The organism is Delftia sp. ZNC0008, from assembly GCF_000799035.1.
Classification (GTDB): domain Bacteria; phylum Pseudomonadota; class Gammaproteobacteria; order Burkholderiales; family Burkholderiaceae_C; genus Comamonas; species Comamonas tsuruhatensis.
Genome location: NZ_JTKZ01000524.1, coordinates 1 through 742, shown reverse-complemented (window position 1 = coordinate 742; position 742 = coordinate 1). Strand labels below are relative to the sequence as shown.

General features: G+C 69.8%; 1 protein-coding gene and 1 pseudogene. Both read left to right on the top strand.

The features are described from left to right. Positions 1-233 precede the first annotated feature (233 nt). Positions 234-443 carry a hypothetical protein gene (locus L995_RS17720; protein ID WP_047472820.1) on the top strand — a complete coding sequence of 70 codons (210 nt, stop codon included), beginning with the start codon at positions 234-236 and terminating at the stop codon, positions 441-443. Positions 444-487: 44 nt separating this feature from the next. After that, a pseudogene (locus L995_RS17715) lies at positions 488-742 on the top strand (hypothetical protein); the annotation flags it as partial.

Here is a 742-nt window from a genome sequence, read left to right as displayed (position 1 = left end):
TGCAGCGCCAGGCCCGCAGGCTCAAGCGCCAGTCCAAACAGCAGCCCAGCGCATCGATGCCGGCCGCGCGGCCTGGGCCAGCATGCCCACCGCAGAGCGCAAGGCCCTGGCAGGAAAGCTTGAGGGCCTGAAGCCGGTCATCCGCAAGGCCCTACCTGGCGCCACATGGGAGCGGCTGAATGCGGATCTGCAACGCAAGATCGCGGACGCCATGGCGCCGCAGGGAGAGACCAATGATTCACCCGCACCTGCAGTACGGCTGGCAGATGAACGCCCAGCAGGCCCTGCGGCTGCTGCGGAGGATGGGGGCGGTGAGCCGACAGGACGCACGCCAGATGCGCAGCCTGCTGGGCCGCGAGGTAACGGTGCCGAACAGCCTGCTGCCGGCCTGCAATCTGCTGTACCTGGCCGAAGTGGCGCCAGCGAACAGGCTGCCGCTGTAGCGCCTGCTGCAGCCCCGTCGCCTACGGCGGGCCAGCAGCAGGCCGTGGCCATCGCTCAACAGGGCAACGAGGCGCGGCGCGCTCAGCTGCTGGCCGCCAGCGAGCGCTGGACCAGCATGCCGGTGGCCGAGCGCCAGTCCCTTGTCAAAGCGGCGAAGCGGCTCCCCGTCACCGTGCGTGCGGGTGCACATGAAAAGGCCTGGGCTGACCTGGCGCCCAAGGTGCGCGAGAAGCTGGCCGCCGCCATGCCCGATGCTGCTGCAGCACCTGCAGCACCTGCAGCACCTGCAGCACCTGCA